Here is a 15,921-nt window from a genome sequence, read left to right as displayed (position 1 = left end):
TAAGACTAGCAACGATTAGCAAAACCCGATGAAGCGTCAAGAATCACCGCGGCTTTAGCCCGGTGAGTATTTCAAGCGGTAGAGTATAAGCACATCGTCTTGGGGTTGGTTTTCCTTAAATACATCTCTGATTCTTTTGAGCAGTTACGCTATCAGATTGTTGCAGAAAAACATCGCGGACGTTTGAAATGCGTTTCCGAGCCCTCCAAGGGGATAGAATTTTTGATTGAGCTTCCGGTGCAGCAAAAAGTTCTGGCGGCGCAATTAGAATGCCTGTAGCTGTGCGAATGACTGATGGAAAAGGATTCCTGAAAGGAGAAGTTAAAATTATGTTTGCCAGATGCGGAAGGGTCATGTCGATCGTCGCGGGATTATTGCCTTTAACTATTTTTGCGTCGGCTGCTGAAAGTTCGTCAAGTGGGTTAAGCGATACTCAGCAAGCATCCTTGAGAGCGCTGGGTATCCAAGTGGCTATTCCTACATACGTGCCTAATGGCTTCCAAGTTGCCAAGGTAGAATTGAAACCTTGTCCGCCTAACTCCAGTCGCAATGCTCGAGGAGTTTGCGGGCGCGCTCCTAATTACACCATTCTTTATCGAAACTCAGCAAATAATTGTTTTGCACTCAACGGCATTGCCGACGGAGTTGGTGGCGGAGGGTTTGAGTTTTCCTATCCTGTGCGTACTGAAATTTTAGGCAACATAATTGTGGAGTTTGGCAGGGATGGCTCTCAACTGAGATCTGGCAGCGCTAAATCCGAACAAGTTCCTTCTCCAGAACAATTGAAATTGCCCCAATCAAATCTATATAGTTTTCCAGCAGGTAACGGGCCTTACTATAATGTCAGCGTCGGAGACGGAGAAAGACTCTATGGCTGTAGCAAAAACTCTAGCATCACACCTTTAGAATTGGAAAAGATTCTCAAGTCCCTTGTTTGGTTGAAGTGAGAGAGCTAGTCAAGCAGCTTCCCTTTATCTAATGTCTATCTCGTCTTCCTGTCAAGTTGAGCAATTACCAAACCATACTTAGAGGTGGAGCCAGATTGAGTCAGAAAAGCAACCGCTTCCTTTTTCCTACTTTTCTATATAAGAAACACAAATACTCTGACCTAGGTGTAACAGTTCCGAATCATAGGTTGGGAAAGGGAAGTATCCCCGTGTAGGAAAGCATGGAAAGACTGGCGATCGCTCCTTTGACTCGATCCGGCTTCACCTCTTTCTTAGTGCTGCAACTGTTTGAGGTTACTGTGACCGCTGATTTATTGAATAATCCGTATCTAAATTCCGGCGTTGCTGCCGAACGTCTGAGGTAAAATATACCGACACCTCCATTTCTTGTGCGAGCGCGCAGGCTAACCCAAGGGAACCGGGAGGTCTTTTTCTTTCCCTACCCCCAACCCCCTAATTTTTTGTCAAATGAAACCAGAATTCAATTTTTTTGAGCATTGGTATCCTGTGATACCACTCGAAGACTTAGATCCCAAGCAACCAACTTCAGTAACACTTTTGGGACTGCGTTTAGTTATCTGGAAACCCAAATCATCTGAAACTTTCCAAGTGTTTTTAGATCGATGTCCCCACCGCCTTGCGCCTCTAAGTGAGGGGCGCATTGATGACGAAACAGGGAATTTAATGTGTAGCTATCACGGTTGGCAATTTGATGACCAGGGAAGTTGTACTCATATTCCCCAAGCGGAAAATCCAGAACTTGTAAGCAAGAATAAAAATCTGTGTGCTGTAGCACTACCAGTTCGTCAGCAACAGGATTTACTCTGGATTTGGCCAGATGCAAAATCAAGCGAACAAGCTGCAAATACACCCTTACCTCTATCACCGCAAATAGATGCAACTCAAGGCTTTGTTTGGTCTTCTTTTGTACGAGATTTAGAATATGACTGGGAAACCCTTGTGGAAAATGTGGCAGATCCGAGTCATGTTCCTTTTGCTCATCACGGCGTCCAGGGTAATCGCAAAAAAGCCAGACCAATTGCCTTCCAAATCGTGCAATCAACACCCAATTTGATTGAAGGGGCGATAGTTGGGCCTTTTCAAACAACAATCACTTTTGAACCGCCTTGTCGCTTAGAGTATGCGTTCAGTTTTGGCGATGGCAGCAAAAAGTTTGGATTGCTCACCTACTGTATACCTCTGTCTCCTGGGAAGTCTAGAATTGTCGCTCTATTTCCCCGTAACTTTGGTAAAACACTCTATCGTCTCACACCCCGTTGGTGGGATCACATCACCAATCGCAATCTTGTTCTTGAGGGAGATATGATTCTTCTACAGCAGCAAGAGTATTTTCTCCAACAAGCAAAATCTACCCAAAGCTGGAAAACTGCCTATCACTTACCTACAAGTGCAGACCGTTTCGTAATTGAGTTTAGGAAGTGGTTTGACCGCTATTGTGACGGACAACTCCCCTGGAGCGAAGTTGGAATCAATGTTCCACAGACACGGAATATCAATAACGATCGCCAACAAATCCTCGATCGCTACAAACAACACACCCAACATTGTAGTAGCTGTCGAAAAGCACTTTTGGTCGTGCAACGCTTACAAGCATTGCTTTTAGGCTACTTTGTGATTGCTGTTTGCGCTGTTGCTCTCTTTCCTGATGAATTGCGACTTTATGCGGGCTTACCCTTAATAGTGATAGCACTACTAGGTCTAGGAGCTTACACTTGGCTGAGATTTTGGCTTCGTCCTAGATTTTACTTTTTAGACTACATCCATGCACGCAGATAAAGGCAATTTTTATGCACTTTTGCAGTAGTTTTCTGCTCAAATTCAATAAAGGAGCCAACAGAGGCTCCCCACATAAATATACTAATCATCCTAGCTAAATTTATGTTTTTAACAATCATTTTCTGGCGTTGCTCAGCTCAATACTTCGGACAGTTTTTTAACTGCCCTGTAAGCCTTACAGAGACAGCCATGCCATTTTTAACGCATCTTAGGAAACTTAGGGCTGGACTTAAACTTTGAAATAATAGTCCACCATATAGCCAGTCTGGATTTCGGACACTCGATTAGATATAAAACTGTCCGAAGTATTGTGCTAACAGACATTGAAAATAAGAATTTCCGACAATTAATCAAACTTTGGAAGAAAAGCAAAAGTCAGCCTTAACCTACAAGATGCCTGTCTGAGTTTGGTGTATACCCGCAATCTTGCTTTTCCCCGCCTAGCCTTAGCAGTTTTAAGCCCTGGGTCAGGATATGAACCTATCCGGCTAGAGCCTTCGGGTGTGGCGTGTTAGGTATTTAGGGCTTGCTGGATAAGTGCAGAAAGGTTACACGGCCTGGTTGTGTGATCGTTCGCCCAAAAAAAGTGGGCAAGATAAACAGGTAAGGCGTTGCTGATTCTGGCGTATGAATCAACTTTTCACTTGATGTTACAAAACTCACTCTACTTGGCTTATAACCATTCCGAAAACTTGAATTCATACTTGTATTCAGCAACGCCTCATTTTCAGGTGTACTCGCACGAAGGAGGAGTTTATGGACATTCAAAACCCATCGTTCAGACGGAACCTCAAATTTCTAGGTGGTTCGGTTGTTGGGTTGGCGGGACTGCTGGCAGTCTGGATTGTGGGGGGCAACTATATCGCCTCTGTGCAGGAAAAAGAAATCGAGCAGGATTTAGCAGCATATGCCCAACGGTTTCCCAAAACAGAGCCGAATGATGCGGCGTTGAAGTTGGCTGCGTCCGTCGCTAAAGTGGGGATCGGTGGAGTCGGGGCAAGTTTCTCTTCTGTCGATCGCTCCATCGGGTCTAGGGCTGATTTTAAATCTTCAGAGCGCGATCGAAAGGCATTTGAAGAAATCAGACAAGAATTACACCAGTACCTAGACGCTGAGATTGCCAAACCAAACGATACCGTAAATCCACCTTCAGAGAAATTACAGCGCTATCTCGCCTCCAAGCAAACGGCTTTAGCAGAACTTCGCCAGCAGGTTTTAAATAATCAAGTGCCGCACTGGGGAACAGATATTAGCCGGATGCTGGAAGGAGATATGACGGCTCCCGGACCCGCTTATTTATGGCAGGTTAATTTTCAACAAGTGTTAGCCCTAGACATTCTAGAAAAATACCGTAAAGGTCAGACGGAAGCAGCAGCAGAAATGCTGGAAGTATCCTGGAAAATCAACCAGTCTTCAACAGAAAGCCCCTCCCTACTCCCTCAACTTGTGGGTTTGATTGTGACTAAATATACAGTAGGGGTGATGCGGAAACTCGATCGCCTTCCAGCCCAGTGGCAGCAGCGCTTGCTGGAACACGATTACCGCGAATCGATATTGACATCCTTGCAGGGAGAATATTTGTATCAGTTCAAATTTTTGCAAGACTTCCTTTGGAAACACTCGTGGTCTTCGCTACTAGACACGTACTCTTCGATACTAAAAGATATAGGCGCTTCTAGTGATAGGGGAATGCTTTCACTAATTCAAGGGAAGTATTTCTCAAGTTTAACTTCAAATTTAACTTTAGAAGAAAAAATCTTAGACTGGACTTTCTCTCATGTCTTGGTATGGTTCAAGCCGGTGATCAAACCTTATGTTCGCTTTTGTGCGATCGATACTTATCACGCCTATAAACGATCGCTGGCAGCATCTCGTCAGCACAATTTTTGCGCTTCTGATTCAGTCACCGTAAATGACTTTGCGTGGTGGAATTATATAGGTAGGACATCTACAGATGTATCCAACCAAACCAGTAAAGGAGCCAAATCTATGCTGGATTTGGAACTGACTCAGAAAATTTTGCAAGTCAAAGCACTAGCAGCCAAAACCGGAAAATGGCCGGCATCGGTTCCCGATATGAAGTCGTCTATTTGTCCGGGGGCAAAATGGCTGTATCGCGTTTCTCCAGATGGTACGATGTCGATCTCGTTTAGCGAGAAACCAAAATGGTTGGAGGAGAGATTAAAAAGCCGCAAAGGGCTACCATTTACCTATAGCGACAAGACACCGCCACAGCTCAAAAACCGAGCCTCTACCCGACGAAAGCGATGAGCGCACATCCAACGACTGTTTGCGATCGTTAGTGCTGATTACCAGTGGCTAAGGAGCGGGAAAAAAGTGTCTCAGAACCCCAGATTTCCACGTACATCGGCGTTACTTAACCATGGTATGAAAAAAATAATTTGAAAATCCTCAAGCTTTGTCGATACTGGTTTCTATGACGGGCCTATTTAGCTTTTCATACCGTAAATCAGCAATGTCAATATCTTTAGTAACTAGGGTGTAATTTAGGCAGCGGTGGTAATGTTTAAGGTACAATCCGTATTTCCTGATTTACAGCCTCAAACATCTCTAAAAAGCTTTAGGCGGGAAAATGACATTTCCTGACATACCCTCTGCACTTTCAAATCCTAAATGGGGAAATATATAAAAATCTACAGAGGTTATTCCCTATGATTTCATTAGCCCTTGTTTTCATGTTGGTGGTATCGAGTCAGTCGCAAAATAGTGGAAATGCACCTTCCTCATGGGTCGTGCAGAAACAACCGGGCGATAGTGGACGGACATTTGCTGATTGGTGTCGCGAAAAGGCTTCTTTGAGTCCTGAAACTAAACATACTGTTGAGGTGTTGTTGGAGAAAGCGGAAACTACTGAGTGCGAGGCGGCCGATCGACAACTTTCGAGTCTCACGCGACTTACCCTCGACAACAATCAAATCAAGGACATCGAACCGCTAACATCCTTGACTAACCTGACGGAGCTCTCCCTCGACAGCAATCAGATTGGGAACATCAAACCACTAGCATCCTTGACTAACCTGACTTTCCTCTCTCTCGACAGCAATCAGATCGGGGACATCAAACCGCTAGCATCCTTGACTAACCTGACTTTCCTCTCCCTCAGCAGCAATCAAATCAGCGACATCGAACCGCTAGTATCCTTGACTAAACTGAGTTGGCTCAACCTTGACAAAAATCCAATCAAGGACATCAAACCGCTAGCATCCTTGACTAAACTGAATCGGCTCGCCCTCGATGGCAATCAGATCAAGGACATCAAACCGCTAGCATCTTTGACTCATCTGACCGAGCTCTACCTCGAAAACAATCTAATCAGCGACATCAAACCGCTCGCATCCTTGACTAACCTGGCTTTGCTCTCTCTCTACAACAATCAAATTAGCGACATCAAACCGCTAGCATCCTTGACTAACCTAACTGTACTCTCCCTCTACAACAATCAAATCAGCGACATCAAACCGCTAGCATCCTTGACTAACTTGGCTGCGCTCGACCTCGATAAGAATCAAATTAGCGACATCAAACCACCAGCCCCGACATCACCTATCACACAAACCCGCCTCACTTCTCGCCATGACCTAGATCACATCGCGGAGAAACTGGCTGTTCCTTCGCAATCGCATCCACTTGCTGGTTTCTGGAAATATGGCGATTGCTCCAATCCCTGGGGGTTAGCAATTGCTCCTGCAGGGAAAGGTCTCTACTCAATTTCGTTTTGTGGCCCTGGTGGGTGCTTTGTGCCAGGTACTTATCGGTCCAATAGTCCCATAGTCGGCGACCCAAGTTATCGTGTAGTTAACAACAATACAATTGATGTTGATGGGCGTGACGGCTTCACACGCTCCATTCGCTGTCCATCACGCTAAGAGCGGTCAACAACGGGCTAACAAGTCGCTGCACACCGACAACCTACAGTCTTTGGTCGCAAGCTACCTGCGCTTCCGGTTGCGGGTGAGTTCTAACGTTAGGTTGCCAAATGCCGATCGTGTACTGGGGTCGATCGCAGCTAGCTACAGGAAACCGAAAACTAATATTAGGGTGACAGTATCCAAAATTAAAATTTGAGATAGAGAATTTTTCATTTTGTAAATCGTTGAGGCTGGCGAATAAGGATTTTCAGCGCTCTAAACTGAAGTTCCCCCCTGGCAAAAACTTGAAACTGTCTCACTGTGCGACTTCTAAGCATTTTAGAGCCACCGTACATGGGTACAATCGCTGAAACGCATATGTAGCGGGGGTTTCATCCGATCGAGTGTCTGATGCCATTATAGGGCGATTGCTTTTTGATGGCAAGTCTTACATGGGTACGTGTTTTCTGGTTCATAAGCTGAAACACAAAGCAGCACAAGGGTTTTAACCCACCTGTCAGTATTTCTACGGGGGGAACTTCAGTCTAATCATGACTCAAGTCCTTACTACAAACCTTTCGTTCGTAGTGAGGACTTTATTCGTCTTTCGGGCGTTTAGTCAATCATGACTCAAGTCCTGACTACAAACCTGCATATTTTATTCCTAAAAAACCAGGTTTATGCCTCTAGCAACTCACAGATAACTCCTATCGAAACTTTCGTTCAGACTCTTGAATGGGAACATCATTAATGCTAGCTTCACGTCTTCGCATTAACCCATTTTCGGCAAATTCCCACTGTTCATTACCATAGGCGCGATACCAGTAGCCAGAATCATCGTGCCACTCATACTCGAAGCGAACAGAAATCCGATTCTCTGTAAAACTCCACAGTTCTTTCTTTAAACGGTAATCTAATTCCTTTGCCCATTTTCGTCTTAAAAAAGCCTTGATTTCTTCCCGTCCGCTGAAGAATTCGGCACGGTTTCGCCACTGAGAATCTTCCGTATAAGCTAAGGCTACTCGTTCTGGATCGCGGGTATTCCAGGCATCTTCAGCAGCTTGAACTTTGGCTTTAGCCGTTTCTAACGTAAAGGGCGGTAGAGGTGGTTTAGTTTCCATCAGCTTTGTTTTTTGTGATTATAAAAGATCGGGTGCGGGATGCTCGCGCTACAGAGAGAGTTTGGGGAATTTGATATCAATCCTCAGCATCGGGATCGATTCCCATTGCTCGCAGTCGATCGGCTAACTGGGCGAGTTTTCGCTCTGCTTGTTCGGCTCTTTCCCGTTCTTGTTCGGCTCTTTCCCGTTCTTGTTCGACCAGAACCCGCTCAATTTCAACTTGTTCGGAGCCAGTTAACAGCAAATTCCCCTGCGAATCCCACCACCGCAGCCAAAGCAGTTCTTGATTTTGATAGCTTCCCTGCCACAGTCCCAATTCTACATCTAGTACAGGAATCGGATAGTGACCGCGTGCGTTTGGCTGCATCCTTCGATACACAAAATCTATCAGGTGATAGACCTCTAAATTGCCCGTTTTCATTTCATAAATGCCGTAGTAAGGAATGCGGATAATTCTCTCGTACACCCAAAACTTACCGGGTTTAGTTGTTGTACCGTCGGCCGCCACAGAAAGCGGAGTACGTGAAGCGAAGCTATCCCGAAGGGAATCGCGCTCTTCCTCTCCATTACCGCTAGCAAATTCTAAAGCAATGAACGGAGCCATGTGTTCTCGCCACAGTACATAAGAACGGCGAAAACCATCGAGTGTTGCCGGTACATTCGGCACGTAAAACCAATCCGGTGCTTCTGCACCTCGTTCTGGCGGTTCAGTTTCTCGCCAGTAAATGCAGCAATCTTGCCCGATCGCATATTGTCCGTCTGGATGCAGCCGCTCTACAACCGGCCCGATAGAATCTGTCAGAATGATGCTCTGAGGATGCTCCTGAAAATTTTTTACAAATGTACCGTCTTCGTCGGGCAATTGGGTATGGTCGGGGAATGCAGGAGGCAGGCCAGTAGCAGTTATTGTCTCGTTCATCGTCTTTTCCGTGCAGTTATTGTTCATTGTACTGCGAAATTTTAGAGCAATCAGATTTGAAACTTTAGCTAATATTAACTAAACCCAGCTAACCACAGCGGAAGCATCAACAGCAACCCGACAGAAGTGATGGCGATGCTGCTAGCTAACAAATCGCGATCGAGCTCGTAGACTTCTGCTAAAATCAGCACGGAAAGAGCTGTGGGCGTTCCCGACATCAACACCAACACGAACCTCGGATCGCCGCTCAATCCGAAATAACTAGCACCCAATCCGATTAGCACCGGCACAATTACCACTTTTAACAGCGACGGGATTAACGCCAGTTCAAAACTTTCCCATTTCTTAATAGACCTCAGCCGGATGCCAACCAGCAGCAAAGCACTGGCAATTACCACCCAAACAGCTACCTGCAATCCCGATTCCACTGTTTCGGGCAGGGGGATGTTTCTAGTATAAAAACCAATTAAAAACGCCCACAGGGCGGGAACTGTCAGCACATCCCGTATCTGAGTCCACCAGTGATTTTTTTGCTCGGAGTTCCCGAAATAGCTAGCAATAAATACACCGAAACAATAAGTTCCAATAACATTGTTAGTGACGCTGTACAAGACAGCCCAGTTGCTGTTATCGGTGCTGATGATAGACGGGGTGATTGCTAATCCAACAAAGCCCGTATTCCCTAACATCGCAGCTAGGATAAAACTCCCTTCGCTCGATCGCTTCAGGGAATTAAAATTTAATAAAAATAAATTTACCAGAGAATTTTTGCCCTGAAAAAAGGGCTTTTTGATGTGGGCCGCACTCAGCCTACGCAATAATACCCAAGTCAGCCAAGCAAAACTCGTACTCAGAAATAACACGAATATGGCGATCGCTGGCGTGAATCCCACAGCACCCGAAAAATCGCTCTGACGGGCTAAAACTAGAATTTGCAGCGGTATCCCAATCCAGAAAAGAAAGTGGCTCAGCAGCTTGGGAAAATCAACTGGGATGTACCGAAATAGCAGCAGTCCTAAGCCCGTCCAGATAACTAGAGGCGTATAAGCGTGAAATAAGGTTTCAATCATAAAAATTTAACTAGACAATTGGAAATGCCTCTATCTATTAATAGTAATGCTAAAATCCGTTTAATAAATGCGAATTGTCGTTAGCGGAACCCTCGAAGAGGATCGCACTTGCACGCTTTTTCGTCCTAGCGTGTTCGCAGCACAGCAGGCCCGAAAATTTCCGCACAAATTCCCGCAGCTTCCAGGGCACAATCCTCAGACTGGCAGCCCCAAATGCTGGCAGCTTTTTAGCTTCAGATTCACCAAACCTCTGTTAATTTGATCAATGTGCGATCGAGCTATCTTGCCTTGGACGAACAGATTTCCCACGTTTTCCTGCCACTGCGATCCCACGGAAACAGGGGAAGACTAAAGCTGCTGATGATTTGCACTCATTAATTCAATTTCAAAGCATTAACAGGCACCTCATCCCAAGAACTAACAGTCCGCAAGGTAGCAACCCAGCCCTGCTGTTTTTGCTCGGCCGTCAAATTCTTCTCAAAAGATTCGTGGCAATCCTTCGCTTGAGTCTCATCGCAACAAGCAATACAAGAATAAAGAATGCCCGATGGATCGATTTGCTCGTTTACCCAAATAATCACGATCTACTCTCCCAATTAACTTAACTCTTATCTAAATTTTCCTATATTTTTGTCAATTAATTAGGTCGGTATTAATTAACCCCAGTGCGGCATTTTAGGTTAACAGGCAAGATGCCTGTTCCACACACACAGGCAAGATGCCTGTTCCACACACACAGGCAAGATGCCTGTTCTACACACAGGCAAGATGCCTGTTCCACACACAGGCAAGATGCCTGTTCCACACACAGGCAAGATGCCTGTTCCACACACAGGCAAGATGCCTGTTCCACACGCCTGAATTACTTCGCCAAAGTTGCCAAAGACTCGCCCGCAACCCGGCAAATCCGCCAGTCGGGCATCACATCAGCACCGATACCCTTGTAAAATCCGATCGCCAATTCATTCCAATCCAAAACGCTCCATTCCAAACGCCCGCAGCCCCTTTCAACCGTCAACTGCGCTAAATAAACTATCAAAGATTTGCCAATTCCCCGCCCTCGAAACTCAGGCACCACGAACAAATCTTCCAAATAAATTCCCGGCTGAGTCAAAAAAGTAGAATAATTGTAAAAAAACAGCGCCCAGCCCACAACTCGACCTTCACACTCGGCTAAAATCGCTTCAGCAAAAGGTCGATCGCCAAACAAATGATTCTCCAAATCAACCGCATTGCCAGTAACGGCATGAGATAATTTTTCGTACTCAGCTAAAGCTTTAATCAAATCAAACAGCACCGGCACGTCGGCGCGCGTAGCTGGACGCAAAATTACCTCAGAAGACATAAATAAGTAAGTAGTACGCGACAATCAACAATTAAAAATACCACATCAAGACATTTTTAATTTGTAATTTTTAATTAATTTTTTCCACATTAAACCAGCATATTTACGGTGGCCTCGCAGTGCCACATCACAATAATTTTAAGATTTTTCAAAATGCCAACTCAATGTTTTTTAGCTTATTTCAACCAGCCCTTCAATCGTTCCGTCACTTGAGGGCGGCGCAGCTTTCGCATTGCCTTATTTTGGATTTGACGGACTCGTTCGCGGGACAAATTGAACAAACTGCTGACCTCTTCTAAAGTGTAAGGTTCGCCGGTCAGCAAACCGTAACGCATAGCAACAATCTCTTTTTCCCGCTCAGTCAAAATACTGTCCAATACCTCCAAAATATCTTGGCGCATCATCATCTCATTCATCTGAGCTTCGGGAGATTGCGTCGCGTTATCTTCGAGAACATCCAAAAGTTCCGAACTTTCTTCTGAGCCGATGCGGTGGTTGAGAGACAAAGATTGCCGACGTACTTGCTGGAGGTAGCGAAGCTGTTCGCAACTAACTTGCATTTCTTTAGCAAGTTCAGTTTCACTTGGATTGCGTTGAAGAGAACGCTTCAAATCTCGATAAACTTTTTTGAGTTTATTTAACTGTTCGACAATGTGAACAGGCAAGCGAATCGTCCGCCCTTGATTGGCAATTGTCCGGGTAATTCCTTGGCGAATCCACCAATAGGCATAGGTAGAAAACTTGTAACCCTTCTCCGGATCGAACTTTTCGGCTGCCCGATTCAAACCCAAAGCCCCTTCCTGAATTAAATCGAGAAAAGGCACGCCCCGATTAAGATAGCGTTTGGCAATCGAAACCACCAAGCGCAAATTCGAGCTGATCATTTTCCGTTTCGCCGACTGACACTGGTGGCGAAGCTGTTGCAGTTGAGTTTCGCTCACTCCCAAAGCCGCTGCGAGTTCAGCTTTTGTCGGCACTCTGTCCAATTCCTGCTGCAAACGCTGTTCTAGTTCATCCAGGGCTACCAATTCTTGAACGCGGCGCGCCAACTCTACTTCTTCGGCTGCTGTCAGTAGAGGATACCGAGCCATTTCCTTGAACAAAGCTCCCACTGGATCGTCGGCAGACCAGTTGTTGTATGCTGACGATCGAGTTACCGTCGGACGATCGATCTCGGTGTCTTCATCTTGTGCGATCGCGAATGAGGCTTCGGGTGCCACCGCAAAACTGCCTAGGTCAGATTCTGCCATATCGTGCTTGGTGTCGGTGGAATGATTTGAAAAGTATCCCTTCACTTTAACCAATTTAACCGGAAATTTCCGAAATCCATCTAGAAGCCCCTGACAGAAATTAGATGGCCCCAATTTTATACCTTTCTATTGAGTTCGAGCCAGTAAAGGAGCTGCCTGCAATAATTGCTGAGTATAAGGGTGCTGCGGATTAGTAAAAATATCCCTAGTCTTACCGATTTCAACAATTTTTCCCGCATTCATTACCGCAATACGATCGCAAAAAAATCTCGCCACCCACAAATCGTGCGTAATAAACAGATAAGTCAAATTAAATTCCTGCTTCAACTCCAACATCAGCTCTAAAACTTGAGTCTGCACGCTGGCATCCAGCATACTCACAGGTTCGTCGCAAATTATCAGTTGCGGTCGAGTAATCAAAGCGCGGGCGATCGAAACTCGCTGCTGTTGTCCTCCTGACAATTCCCCCGGATAGCGACGAAAGAAATCCTCCCCTGGACTTAAACCCACCCGCTCTAACATTTGAATTACTTGTTTTTTAGCTTCGCTGCCATTAGCTAATTTGTGAATAAACAAAGGGTCAGCAATACTTTGCCCGACAGTCATCATCGGATTCAGGCAAGCGTGGGGGTCTTGAAATATCATTTGCATTTCGCGGCGGTGCTTCCTCACAGCATCCCTGTTCAGGGCAGTGATATCTATTCCTTGAAATTCAACTTTGCCACCCGTGGCGGTAATTAGCTGCAAAATCGTGCGTGACAACGTACTTTTCCCGCAGCCGGACTCCCCCACCAGCCCTAGGGTTTCTCCCCGTTGTAGCTCTAAACTAACGCCGTCTACTGCTTTAATTACCTGGCGATTCCTGGAAAACAACTGATCTAATAAATTGCTTTCTAAACTGTAGTGTTGCTGCAAATTCGTTACGGTCAAAAGAGGCGAATTTGTTGAGTTTGCAGTAACGACTTCAGTCCTGATTTCCTCGAATGCTAACCCTTTGTCAGAATCGGCTTGAATGTGCAAAGCTGCTTTGAGGAGCGATCGAGTATATTCGTGCTGCGGCTTTTCAAAAACGTTTTGCACCGGCCCTGTTTCTACGACTTTACCGCCGTACATCACCGCAATGCGATCGCAATACTCAGCCACCATCGCTAAATCGTGAGAAATCAACAAAATAGCCGTTCCCCGTTCCTCGCAAAGTCTGGTTAATTCCTGCAAAATCTGGGCAGCTACAGTTACGTCCAAACTTGTAGTCGGTTCGTCCGCCACAATTAATTTAGGATCGAGCAAAAGAGCCAAAGCAATGGCTACTCTTTGCCGCATTCCGCCGCTAAATTCGTGGGGAAATTGCGACCAGCGAGACGCGGGAATTTTCACAGCTTCCAGAGTTTCGATCGCCCGTTTCTTAGCTTGCTTGCGATCCAAATTCGGTCTGTGAGCTTGCAAAGTCTCGATGCAATGTTCTCCTACAGTCATCAAAGGATCGAGACGAGTCATCGGATCTTGAAAAATCAACGCTACAGCTTCGCCCCGAAACCGTCTCAGCCGCGAAGCATTCATATCAAACACCGACTCTCCAGCAAAACTAACTCGCCCCTCAATCAGCGTTGAATCCGGCAGCAACCGCATCGCCGCCCTTCCCAAAGTTGACTTACCGCACCCAGACTCCCCAACTAATCCGAGCTTTTCCCCCGGTTTCAGCGTCAGGGAAACCCCGTCAACGGCCCAACCGGATTGCCCGCGCCGCTGAGGATAAGCTACTCGCAGATTGTCAACGGAAAATAGAGAAGAGTCATTAGTCATTAGTTATTAGTCCTTAGTCAGATGTTATTGGTTATTGGTTATTGGTTATTGGTTGTATTAGGTCAACCTAATTAAACTAGGACTTACGCATTTAAAAGTAATTCTGTCATTCACTCTTGGTTGCCCGACCCTGCGTTCGAGGGAATCGAGCGAGATGCTTCGTAACACTTGCGCCTGACACATAGTTTCTGTTAGATACCCGACTTCTTGAAGAAGTCTGGTATCTGGGTATTCTATTTTCTTAGGTGAACCGCTCAGTTTTTAGTTGTCAGCGATCGGTCCTTAGTAGTTGTTATTGGTGAGTAGTTAGTAGTTGTTATTGTTTAAATGTTCAATCACAAATAACCAATAACTAATGACTAATGACTAATGACTAATGACTAATGACTAAATTTCCTTTCGCTTCAACTCAGCTCTTCGCAGTATGTAAGTCGCGGCACAATCTGCGTGAGGATGGTCTGCTAAAACTTCCGCGAGTTCCAACACATATCCGGCGATATCCGGCCCCAGCTTCTCAGTCAGCACTTGACGTTCCCGAGAGGCGAGTTCTTGCACGCGGGCCTTAGCTTGCCAATTCGGAGAAAACATCTTGTCAATCTCGGTGTGGAATCCCAGACTTTCGAGAATGTCCCACTCGCCGTTATCGCACCAAATGCCCCCGCACAACATACAGCGCTCTATGTAAAAGGGCACTCTGCTGAAAGGAACTTTCGCCCGCGACAGATAGTGACCGTCTTCGGGACACAGCGCTGCTTTGCTGTCGTAGACAGACGGGGTGAATTCTATGCCGAGAGTCGCTGTCGCATCAGGCTTCTCGGATTTGTTGTACCACTGGCTTTGCTCTTTTTGCCAAGCTTCGTATTCTCTGCCTGGAATCCAGATACCGTAACAGTTGGGGCACCACTGCACGGACATACGGCCGGCTAAGGTACCGCCTTCTAAATTGGGATGTTTACATTTTGGACATTCCACCGCTTTATTTCTCCTTGCCTTATTAATTCCCTGTTAATTCAATTATTAATTCTGTATCTGGGCGGGCCCTCAAGAACCAGAATTTTTTTGCAGCAGCGCGCCACAGTAGCCAATTAGCGTGTTAAGCCGCGCGATCGCCGCAGTTTGCCTCGCCTTTGCTGTCGCTGGCTGGCGCGACGCTTGCAAAAACGTGACATCTGTCCCCAATAACCGCAGTTGCTTGTGAATTTCCGTCAAATAGGACTGCTCTGGGGGTGTTTCTGAGGCGTCTAACTCATCGCTTTCGGCTCTCATAATTTGGTTTCCGAAAAATTGTTGCACTTTTGTGTATTCGATCGCCAGCGCGGCCCGATCCAGATTATCCTGTGCAGCAGTTCTTTGTAATTGTTCTAGTGCTTGCTGTAATTCTTGGTAGCACTGGCGGCGGTCTTCGGACAATATCATGATTTTGTAAACAAATTTGTATTTATAATCAAAGTAGATACTTACTTAAGTTTGCTCATATGGAGGGAAGCCAGGGGGTTTTTGGAGCAATTCCCTGTTTTGTGAGAACTTTTTTTGATTTCCTGCCCTGACTCTACCCTTCTGGCTGCTGCTTTTAGTTTAGCGTTGCCGGTAAATGCCGATCGCCCGCAACCTCAACGGCTACCGCCAAAATATGGTAATTTTACCCGATTTTCCTCGATCGACAGACTGCGGCGGCGGCAGTGGTGTCACTATATTTTCCTACCTGCGAGGGGCGGCGACTCGGAATTCGATAGGTATAGTTTGAGAAAAATCGACTATTTTTTTGAATTGCAAATTGTGGCATTCAATTAGTTTAGTATAGCT

14 protein-coding genes and 1 pseudogene are annotated in these 15,921 nt (G+C 45.8%); 6 read left to right on the top strand and 9 right to left on the bottom strand.

All coding sequences use genetic code 11. The features are described 5' to 3' along the window. Nucleotides 1–84 precede the first annotated feature (84 nt). The 5 genes and pseudogenes from QUA83_RS21900 to QUA83_RS21880 all read left to right on the top strand — a co-directional run. Nucleotides 85–279, top strand: a pseudogene (locus tag QUA83_RS21900) (hypothetical protein); the annotation flags it as partial. Between the two features lie 8 nt (nucleotides 280–287). Beyond that, nucleotides 288–947, top strand: a complete 660-nt coding sequence (locus QUA83_RS21895; RefSeq protein WP_333295778.1) for a hypothetical protein — start codon at nucleotides 288–290, stop codon at nucleotides 945–947. 468 nt (nucleotides 948–1,415) lie between these two features. Further along, nucleotides 1,416–2,744 (top strand): Rieske 2Fe-2S domain-containing protein, encoded by a 1,329-nt coding sequence (locus tag QUA83_RS21890; protein WP_333295777.1) that lies wholly within the window; start codon nucleotides 1,416–1,418, stop codon nucleotides 2,742–2,744. Between the two features lie 756 nt (nucleotides 2,745–3,500). Beyond that, a complete protein-coding gene (locus tag QUA83_RS21885; protein ID WP_333295776.1) occupies nucleotides 3,501–5,015 on the top strand; it encodes a hypothetical protein in 1,515 nt (504 codons plus the stop codon). A gap of 401 nt (nucleotides 5,016–5,416) precedes the next feature. Next, nucleotides 5,417–6,631 carry a leucine-rich repeat domain-containing protein gene (locus QUA83_RS21880; protein WP_333295775.1) on the top strand — a complete coding sequence of 405 codons (1,215 nt, stop codon included), beginning with the start codon at nucleotides 5,417–5,419 and terminating at the stop codon, nucleotides 6,629–6,631. A 689-nt stretch (nucleotides 6,632–7,320) separates the two neighbouring features. Here QUA83_RS21880 and QUA83_RS21875 read toward each other — a convergent pair. From QUA83_RS21875 to patD, 9 genes are all read right to left on the bottom strand, one after another. Beyond that, nucleotides 7,321–7,734 (bottom strand): nuclear transport factor 2 family protein, encoded by a 414-nt coding sequence (locus QUA83_RS21875; protein ID WP_333183336.1) that lies wholly within the window; start codon nucleotides 7,732–7,734, stop codon nucleotides 7,321–7,323. A gap of 76 nt (nucleotides 7,735–7,810) precedes the next feature. After that, nucleotides 7,811–8,653 carry a Uma2 family endonuclease gene (locus QUA83_RS21870; protein WP_333295774.1) on the bottom strand — a complete coding sequence of 281 codons (843 nt, stop codon included), beginning with the start codon at nucleotides 8,651–8,653 and terminating at the stop codon, nucleotides 7,811–7,813. Nucleotides 8,654–8,727: 74 nt separating this feature from the next. Further along, the gene (locus tag QUA83_RS21865) at nucleotides 8,728–9,723 is read right to left on the bottom strand and encodes an AEC family transporter (protein ID WP_333295773.1); all 996 of its coding nucleotides are present in this window, start codon (nucleotides 9,721–9,723) and stop codon (nucleotides 8,728–8,730) included. 374 nt (nucleotides 9,724–10,097) lie between these two features. Then, nucleotides 10,098–10,304, bottom strand: a complete 207-nt coding sequence (locus QUA83_RS21860; protein ID WP_333038077.1) for a glycogen debranching protein — start codon at nucleotides 10,302–10,304, stop codon at nucleotides 10,098–10,100. Nucleotides 10,305–10,585: 281 nt separating this feature from the next. Then, nucleotides 10,586–11,068: a GNAT family N-acetyltransferase gene (locus QUA83_RS21855; RefSeq protein WP_333295772.1), complete on the bottom strand. Its 483-nt coding sequence runs from the start codon at nucleotides 11,066–11,068 to the stop codon at nucleotides 10,586–10,588. A gap of 176 nt (nucleotides 11,069–11,244) precedes the next feature. After that, complete coding sequence (locus tag QUA83_RS21850) at nucleotides 11,245–12,318, bottom strand: RNA polymerase sigma factor, RpoD/SigA family (protein ID WP_333295770.1); 1,074 nt, start codon at nucleotides 12,316–12,318, stop codon at nucleotides 11,245–11,247. Between the two features lie 126 nt (nucleotides 12,319–12,444). Further along, nucleotides 12,445–14,118 carry an ABC transporter ATP-binding protein gene (locus tag QUA83_RS21845; protein ID WP_333295769.1) on the bottom strand — a complete coding sequence of 558 codons (1,674 nt, stop codon included), beginning with the start codon at nucleotides 14,116–14,118 and terminating at the stop codon, nucleotides 12,445–12,447. 387 nt (nucleotides 14,119–14,505) lie between these two features. Then, a complete protein-coding gene (locus tag QUA83_RS21840; RefSeq protein WP_333156811.1) occupies nucleotides 14,506–15,090 on the bottom strand; it encodes a zf-TFIIB domain-containing protein in 585 nt (194 codons plus the stop codon). Between the two features lie 69 nt (nucleotides 15,091–15,159). Further along, the gene (gene patD / locus QUA83_RS21835; protein ID WP_333295768.1) at nucleotides 15,160–15,534 is read right to left on the bottom strand and encodes a heterocyst frequency control protein PatD; all 375 of its coding nucleotides are present in this window, start codon (nucleotides 15,532–15,534) and stop codon (nucleotides 15,160–15,162) included. 114 nt (nucleotides 15,535–15,648) lie between these two features. Here patD and QUA83_RS21830 point away from each other — a divergent pair, with 114 nt between their 5' ends. Next, nucleotides 15,649–15,909 (top strand): hypothetical protein, encoded by a 261-nt coding sequence (locus QUA83_RS21830; RefSeq protein WP_333295767.1) that lies wholly within the window; start codon nucleotides 15,649–15,651, stop codon nucleotides 15,907–15,909. The last annotated feature ends 12 nt before the right edge of the window (nucleotides 15,910–15,921 follow it).

The sequence above is a fragment of the Microcoleus sp. K1-B1 genome (assembly GCF_036704705.1).
Classification (GTDB): Bacteria; Cyanobacteriota; Cyanobacteriia; order Cyanobacteriales; family Microcoleaceae; genus Microcoleus.
This window is presented reverse-complemented; position numbering and strand designations above follow the sequence as displayed.